The sequence below is a fragment of the Anaerotignum lactatifermentans DSM 14214 genome (assembly GCF_900142265.1).
In the GTDB taxonomy this organism is placed as follows: Bacteria; Bacillota; Clostridia; order Lachnospirales; family Anaerotignaceae; genus Anaerotignum; species Anaerotignum lactatifermentans.
The window spans coordinates 23,313-29,348 of sequence record NZ_FRAH01000044.1 but is presented as its reverse complement, the minus strand read 5'-3'; the positions used below and the strand labels follow the sequence as shown (position 1 = coordinate 29,348).

Here is a 6,036-nt window from a genome sequence, read left to right as displayed (position 1 = left end):
CGCAGCCGTTGATTTTCTGCAATCAAATCTTCCTCTATCTCTTTAGGCAGCTTTGCTGGCTGTCCTGTATTTTTACGTCCCCGTCGTTCTACCGCTAAACCTTCTGGACCCTCCTCAAGATAGATGCGCTCCCAGCGCTTAATAATACCGAGACAGTTGATATTAAATCTTCTCATGGTTTCACTGAGACTTAGACCTTCTTCCCGCATCGTTTCTACCACCAGTTGCTTGAATTCTGGTGTATATCGTTTATTTGGTACTCCTTTTGGCATAAAAATCACCCCACTTGTTATTCAGTATATCATACTGTCTAACAAATGGGGTGCAGTTCAAATTTGAACTTCCAGCTTTTTTTATACTTCTTTTTCTTTTTTGCATGTTTTACAGCTTCCACCGCATCCCAATACAAAACCGGCGGAAATGGCATCTGTATGGCATACGCTTTTACATTGCCCACAGCGAATACATTCAGGGCTGTTGATATTCTTTGTTACTTCTACACCCATTGGACAGATTTTCTCACAAGCGCCGCAATGGTCACAACGGGAAGCATCCACTTCCATGTGATAAAAGCTGAATCTTTGGAATAATCCATAGAAAGCACCTAAGGGGCAGACATATTTGCAGAAGGGTCTACAAATCAATATGGAAGAAATAATAGTCAATAACAACAAGAACATCTTCCAGTTGAACAGCCATCCGATCATTCCCCGCAGGCTTTCATTTTTCAGTGTCAGGGGAATACCGCCTTCCAATGTCCCTACTGGACAAATATATTGACAGAAATATGGCGGTGCAGTGCCAAAAGAATTGGTGAGGAAAATGGGCAATACTATGACCGGCACAGCCAGCATGACATATTTCAGATACCGTAGTCCTCTGTCCAGTTTTGTAGGGACTTTTATCTTTGGACTTTTGATTTTATAGAGCAAGTCCTGCAAAAAACCGAAAGGACAAAGAAAACCACAAACAACTCTGCCTAACAATACGCTAACAAAGAGCAAAAAACCGAATACGTAATAGCTGAATTGGAATTTTCGGTCACCCAGAACGGCCTGCAAAGCGCCAATGGGACATGCTCCTACAGCACCAGGGCAGGAATAGCAGTTCAAACCCGGTACACAGACGAATTTTTGCCCGCCTGTCTGTATTCTCCCCTGCGTAAAGCCAATCAGATAGCCATTGGACACAACCGTTGCAATCAGCTGTATGATATGACGTCTTTTTTCTGTTTTCTTCATCAACCTACTCCTATACATTCCAGGCAAATGGTGATTGCCTTTTTTAATACTGTCAGATGTTCCTGACGAATAAAACCATAAGCCATCATGCCCACGGAAAAAAGAAGGAGCGGATATTTGATCCATCCGCCCCGCATAGTATTTTGTTTACAATTCATCGAATCAACTCCAGACGTGCATTGATTTCTTCCAGATAAGCCGCCTTGATTTCTCCTGATTTTCCAGGTACACCCACAACAGGATTGCCAATAACATTCCCTTCTTTATCAATAAAGAATGTGGTAGGAACGCTGGAAATATACTGAATTACATTTGTCTGCAGGCTATCGCTGGGCATCAGCACCGGATATTTTACGCCGCAGTAATCCAGAATTTCCTGTGTGAAAGCGGTATCATCACTGCCATCAATACAAAGGGAAATCAGATTTACATTTTCAGGCAAAGCGCCATCCAGTTCTGCCAGTTCCGGCATTTCGGAAATGCAGGGATTACACCATGTTGCCCACACATTGACAACCGTCATATCATAGTCTGCAAAGATATCCTGCGTAACGGTTTCCCCAGTCAGCAGTGTGGTTTCAAAATTGTTAAAGCTTCCGGCGAAATTGCTTTCCGGTACTTCAGATGCAGGGAAAATGAAGATTTTATTCTTGAAGTTTTCCCGATCTTCAATGATCGCACTCAAATTGTTTTTTTCTTCCTCTGTCAGCACCAGAGAGCTGTAATCATCATTATATCCCAGATAGTAATCGCTGTCAAAAGCTGTTGCGATTTTTTCTACATTGCCGTAGATGCTTGTAAATTCTGCATAGACTTCCTGTGCTTTTTCATCATTCTTGGGCAAACGGCATACACCGGTAAAGAAGAAAATTTCATTGCTCAGTTCCGCTGCAAGAGCTTCCTGTTCATCTTCAGACAGGTTTTCTGCTTCCATCATCTGATTGGAAACGTCCTGTGGAATGAAAAATAATGTCACCGCATAGGGAGAGATGACACTGCCCCCTACATCGCCACTATTTAATCCTGCTAATACAGGTTCTGTATTGGTAATACCAAAACCCATTTCAGACTGCGCAAACCAGTTATCATGATCACTCAAAAGAAATGTGGTGCCGTCCAAGGTCGTCATAACCTCTGTATTAAAGGCATCATTGACCTGTGCGCCATCATCCAAAGTAGAAACTGTGTGTTCTGACGTACTCTGCACTTCATCTGAGGCACATCCGCTAAAGGCTGCCGTGCAAAGTGACAATGTCAAAAATACGCAAAGTAATTTTTTCATGATGGTGTTCCTCCGTATTCTCTTGAAGTTTCCGTGTCTTTATGAATACTACAGGGAATCCCTGTCGATGTCAAGAGAAAGAATGGCGAAAAGTAGTAAGATTTTGTTAAGAAAAGAAGGCAAAAATATAGATGTTTCAAATCTGATAATCAAACATTTATTACCTATAATCCGCCAGACAAACACCCAAATCCGTTATGATTTTCCACAATTCCTCCATCTCATTTTCCGTGGGTGCAGCAAAGGTATCATCTGGTGTTTCCATGCCTAGCGCCTCATATTTGCCGAATCCGAATTTATGATAAGGCAGCAGTTCCATTTTTGCCTGAGGCAAATGGGTATGGACAAATGCTGCACTTGCTTTGATATTTTCCGCATCTGCATTGACGCCTTTGATGACAGGAATGCGGATAACGATTTCCGCTGGCAATTCTTTCAACCGTTTGATATTTTCCAATATCTTTTCATTGCCAACACCTGTAAAATAGGCATGTTTTGCGGAATCCATATGTTTCAGATCCATAAAGATCAAATCCATACGCTGCAAAATGGGCTTCAGTGGAGCAAAATCAAAATAGCCACAGGTTTCCATAGCTAAATGAAATCCCATATCATATAAGGTTTCTGAAAGCTCATTCAGAAATTCCCGCTGCATGGTGGTTTCTCCACCAGAAAAAGTAATGCCGCCGCCGGACTGCATATAGAACAGGCGGTGTTTCTTCACTTCTTCCACAATTTCAGAAACCTCTTTTTCTACCACCATGCGTTTTTTTGCATTCTTCGGACAAATGTCAGCGCACGCACCGCATCCATCGCATTTTGCCCGCTGTTCGGGGTCATTGAGGTTGATTCCATTATGGACGTGACAAACGGTGGTACAAAGCCCACAGCCAATACAAAGTTTTTCATAAAACGCCGTTTTTGGCTTTTGGTCAAAGCCCTCCGGATTGGAACACCATTTACACCGCAGGGGACAGCCTGCCATAAAAATGGTGGTTCGAATGCCCTCCCCGTCATTGACGGAAAAAGGCTGTAACTGCATCACATATCCCTTCATTGTTTCCATTCCTTTCTGCTATGAGAAGAACAGACCGGCAATGCCGGTCTGTCAGATTTCTTAGAATGTTTCGTGTGCGTTTCTCGCAATGATAGAATCCTGCATGGACTTAGACAGGTTGACAAACTGTGTGCTGTAACCTGCTACACGCACCAGCAAATCTTTGTAATCTTCTGGATGTGCCTGTGCCTTGCGGAGGGTTTCTGTAGAAACTGTATTGAACTGTACGTGGAAGGCACCCAGCGCAAAGTAAGACTGAATCATAGCGCCCAGATTTGCCTGACCGCGTTTGGTTGCTACCAGATCCTGATTCAGACGGAGGTTCAGCAGTGTGCCGCCGCTGTGGATATCCTGATTCAGTTTTGCAGCGGAACGCATTGCAGCCAAAGGTGTGGATGTATCTGTACCTACATAAGGAGATACCCCTTCGGAAATGGGTTCTGTTGCCTTTCTGCCGTCCGGTGTAGCACCCAGCACCTTACCTGTAGGCAGGTAGTTGGAAATGCCCATGAATGCGGACAGGAAGTGATTGCCATTGATATCTTTATATTTATGAACTTCCTGATAGAAGAAGTTGCCAATTTCTCTTGCAATATCATCTACATAGTCATCGTCATTGCCGTATTTAGGCGCAGCCTGCACTTTTGCACGGAGTTCATCATAGCCTTCCCAGTTATTGTTGATGGCGTCGATGATTTCTGCCATGGTTACAGATTTTTCTTCAAATACCAGCTTTTTAATAGCTGCCAGAGAGTTTGCCACAACGGCAATACCGATACCTGTGATAACGGGACCAATGTTGTATTTTGCGCCGCCTTTTGTCAGGTCTTTGCCGTTCTTCATGCAGTCTTCAATACATGCGGACATGAACGGTCTAGGAACCATTTCCACATGGAGGCGCTGGGCAGTAATCAAGCTGATGACAGCCTGTTTGATGAGGTAAGCAAACTGTTTATAGAAAGCTGCTTCCACTTCTTCATATGTAGAGAATGTTTTGGGATCTTTTTCATCCAAAGCGATTTTTTTGCCGCTGAGACGGCTTTTGCCTTCGTTTGTGGCAAATTCCAACGCTGCCGCAAAGTTCAGGTTTGCTGCGGAAGTCCATTCCCCTGTTTTACGGAAATGAGGAACTACGCAGCCGCAGTTAGACCAGTCGCGAGCGTCTTCCGGTTCATAGCCTGCATTAACCAACATCTGATAGCCTGCATTATCGCTGTGGATTGCAGGGAAGCCGGTGCCTTTGCTTACCAGATGGGTCACGGCTGCCATGAATTCATCAGGGGTATCGGGATGGATACGCACGCTCAAGCCGGGCTGATGTGCCAGAGTATCTTCTGTTGCTTTCAAGCACATATACGACAGTTCATTGGTAGCGTCTTTCCCATCTCTGGTTCTGCCGCCTACTGTCAGGTTCTGGAACTGGTTATAACCAGCGAAGAAATCAGCTGTATTGGCGGAAATTGTCCAAACCCATTCAGAAAGTTTCAGCCACAGGCATTCGATCAGTTCCTGTGCTTCATCTTTGGTGATGACGCCAGCATCTTTATCTGCTTTGTAATAAGGATACATATACTGGTCGAAACGTCCGGGGTTCCAAGCCAGCGGGTTTTCAGACAGGATACCGCCCAGCTGTGTGAACCACATGAACTGCATGGCTTCCCGGAAAGATTTGGGCGGATTTTCAGGAACCACATCACAGATTTCTGCAATCTGCAGCAATTCTGCTTTTCTGGTTTCGTCAGCTTCTTCCGCTGCCATTTCTCTTGCTTTTTCCGCATAACGATTTGCCAGACGGATGATACCATCGCATACCAATACGATGGAGCGATAGAATTCAATTTTTTCTGCGCCTTCCAGAGATGTAGCGTCCAGTTCTGCCAGATATGCTTCCGCTTCCTTTTTGATGCCGCCGAAGCCTTTTTTGAACAGCACGTCCTGATAGTCCGCAGTGATTTCCCCTACCGCCTGACGCCATTTGGAGTCTGTGTCTACAAAGCCAGTATCCACAGCCACCCGTTTGGTTTCTTCGGAAATCTGTGCCAAAAATGCTTCTTCCAGAGATTTATGTTCCCAATAAGGGAAAATTTCTTTTCTGACAAAAGCACGCTGTTCATCTGTCATTTCATAAGGGTCCTGTGCACGGGTTGCAAAGGTATCCATTTCACGATCCACCCATGTCCAGGAGAATTCAGGTGTCAGGATGCCGCATTTGCGAAATTCACCGGTACAGCCAACGATGAGTTCATCAGGGAAAATATTGACACACAGCTCATTACAGGTATCATAAAATGCCTGGGCGCGGCGAATGGCAACAGGCTGTCCTTCCGTTCTTTTATGGGATTCTGTCCAGATGCGCGCTCTTTCATAGGAAATGGCAGGCTTGCTGTTTACATAGTTTAAACGGATTCGTTCTACTCTGTCGGTAATGCTCATTGCGTTCATCCTCTCTTTATATA

At 44.5% G+C, this 6,036-nt stretch carries 6 protein-coding genes; all 6 read right to left on the bottom strand.

Going from position 1 to position 6,036, the window contains the following annotated elements:
• Positions 1-272, bottom strand: a 272-nt coding sequence (locus tag BUB35_RS11795; protein WP_072850980.1) for a helix-turn-helix domain-containing protein, incomplete at its 3' end; no start/stop codon positions are given.
• An 81-nt stretch (positions 273-353) separates the two neighbouring features.
• A complete protein-coding gene (locus BUB35_RS11790) occupies positions 354-1,241 on the bottom strand; it encodes a 4Fe-4S binding protein (RefSeq protein WP_072852001.1) in 888 nt (295 codons plus the stop codon).
• Positions 1,241-1,399, bottom strand: coding sequence for a CD1871A family CXXC motif-containing protein (locus tag BUB35_RS19080; protein WP_159432889.1), 159 nt, complete (start codon positions 1,397-1,399; stop codon positions 1,241-1,243). The genes BUB35_RS11790 and BUB35_RS19080 overlap by 1 nt, the downstream gene beginning before the upstream one ends.
• Complete coding sequence (locus tag BUB35_RS11785; RefSeq protein ID WP_072851994.1) at positions 1,396-2,523, bottom strand: TlpA family protein disulfide reductase; 1,128 nt, start codon at positions 2,521-2,523, stop codon at positions 1,396-1,398. Before BUB35_RS11785 ends, BUB35_RS19080 begins: the two co-directional genes overlap by 4 nt.
• A 160-nt stretch (positions 2,524-2,683) precedes the next feature.
• The gene (locus BUB35_RS11780; protein WP_072851991.1) at positions 2,684-3,589 is read right to left on the bottom strand and encodes a glycyl-radical enzyme activating protein; all 906 of its coding nucleotides are present in this window, start codon (positions 3,587-3,589) and stop codon (positions 2,684-2,686) included.
• Between the two features lie 51 nt (positions 3,590-3,640).
• Positions 3,641-6,013, bottom strand: a complete 2,373-nt coding sequence (locus BUB35_RS11775; RefSeq protein ID WP_072851989.1) for a glycyl radical protein — start codon at positions 6,011-6,013, stop codon at positions 3,641-3,643.
• Between the last annotated feature and the right edge of the window lie 23 nt (positions 6,014-6,036).